The 1,921-nt window shown below is 59.3% G+C and carries 2 protein-coding genes; one reads left to right on the top strand and one right to left on the bottom strand.

Features of this window, described 5'->3' with window-relative positions; translation table 11 throughout:
• Positions 1 to 1,043: TetR/AcrR family transcriptional regulator (locus tag ABT116_RS43825; protein ID WP_351646400.1), on the bottom strand; the 1,043-nt coding region annotated here is incomplete at its 3' end.
• A 542-nt stretch (positions 1,044 to 1,585) separates the two neighbouring features.
• Between ABT116_RS43825 and ABT116_RS43820 the strand changes: the two genes are divergently transcribed.
• A partial coding sequence (locus ABT116_RS43820; protein ID WP_351646398.1) for an ABC transporter permease occupies positions 1,586 to 1,921 on the top strand: 336 nt, incomplete at its 3' end.

Here is a 1,921-nt window from a genome sequence, read left to right as displayed (position 1 = left end):
CAGACCAGGGCGAACATCCAGAGGGTGTACGTGGTGTCCAGGGCGGACACCGCGCTGTCGCTCTGGAGGAACGGCAGCTCGTACAATTCCACGTACATCGCCGACAATGACCGGAGCGCTTCTTCGTGTGAGTCAGCGGAATCGAGCACCGCTGCAGTAGCCAAGTCCAAGCGATCTGCGGCTCGATAGAATACGGCGCCGAGAAGCTCGGCCTTGCTGGGAAAGTAGCGGTACATACCGGAGGCGTTCAAGCCGGCGGCCGCAGCGATCTCTTCGATGCTGACGTCGTGATACCCGCGAGAGTCGAAGAGTCGCACGGCTTCCTGCAGCAGACGTTCGCGTTTGTTCGTGGTCACCGTTCTGGGCAACGAGGACTGCTCCAGGCGGCTCGCGGTGGTTGCGCCCTCGCCGTGACCTATCGCCAGACACGCGTCGAGCAGAACCTTCTCCATCGCTCGCTGGGGCAGCAACAGGTTATGGACGGTGATACTGCCGATGACGCTGAACATCGCTGCCACGACAAGGGTCTTTTCACGCGCCGTCATTGCCGGATCGGAGCGCGAAAGATTCCGGGTTACCCGGCGATTGACCGCGCTGGCTTGCGCTCGAACGGATTTCCGATCGTCGGCTTCGAGAAACCGGCTCTCCCACCGGTAGATTCCGGCCGTACGCCGATTGCGAATTGTGGTTCTTATCGCTGCAATTAGATCTTCGCGCAACCGCTGCGCGTCGGTCGCTGCAGGCGCAACCGAGACGACGTCCAGGGCACTGGCGAGCGCTTCGGTCAACTCCAACGCCGCGTGGCGGAACATCGCGTACTTGTTCGGAAAGTGCCGATAGAGCGCCGAACCCGAAATACCCACAGCCGACGCGATGTCATCGACACTGACAGCTGGATATCCGCGCTCACTGAACGCGATTGCCGCCGCTGCCGAGATCTGCGCCTTGCGATCCTTCGGGCGCCTCTTGACGGAATCGGACCTCGCCTGCCGAACAATCCCACTCGACGACTGCGCGTCGACGAACTGCTCGCTCGGGCTCACCGTCTACCCCACTCTCCAGCCTTCACGCTCGAAGTACCTCGATCCGCCTGTCCGGCAGACGAGAATCAGCATAAGCATGATTCCGAGGATTCACACACATTCTTCAGCACATTGCGTTTCTGCCGCCAGATAACAGCTGGTGAAACGTCGTTCGATCACGACATACAACTTCGCCCTGGCGCCAGCCGACGAGCCCCTCACTGAGAATTTCGGTTAACAAAACGTTGCCCGAAGCCGCCGACAATGGGTAGGGTCACCGCTCGAAGCTCAGTCCCTACGGCCGCGAAGCAATCCGCCTGACAGATTCGGAATATTCGTAAACATACACGGGGCGGTGGCATGAACGGCCCCCGATACTTCCACGTCAAAAGCAGAAATTCGATCAACACTGCAGACAAGTCGACGAGAATTTCGGTTCACATAATGCTTGCTTGGACACATATATGTGTGAGATGCTTCACAGGCAGTTCGCTCGACCGCCAGCGCTCGAACAGTTCGAACTCCGTGCCGAACACTGTTGATCTGCAAAGGAATTCAATTAGATGACGTACGAGCTGCCAGCCGCGAAGGGCCCGGTGCGAGACGTAGCGTTACAGGGGGGCTATCTGATCGGATTCTCGGTTCAGGCACTCTTCGGCCTGTTCACGGCAATCCTCCGCAGACGACTCTCGTTGCACGAGACGGTTACTCAGACCCTGTTCATCGGCCGCGTCAGCACCGGCCCATCGTTGCTTCTCATGATTCCGATCGGTGTCTTCATCGCCGTGTCGGTCGGCGAACTGGCAGGCAGGATCGGCGCTGGTGGCTATTCCGGGGCAGTCGTGGCTTTCATCATCGTCGGTCAAGCCGCGGCATTGGTGTGCGCATTGATGATGGCC

The organism is Streptomyces sp. NPDC002130 (assembly GCF_040296465.1).
Taxonomy (GTDB): domain Bacteria; phylum Actinomycetota; class Actinomycetes; order Streptomycetales; family Streptomycetaceae; genus Streptomyces.
This window is presented reverse-complemented; position numbering and strand designations above follow the sequence as displayed.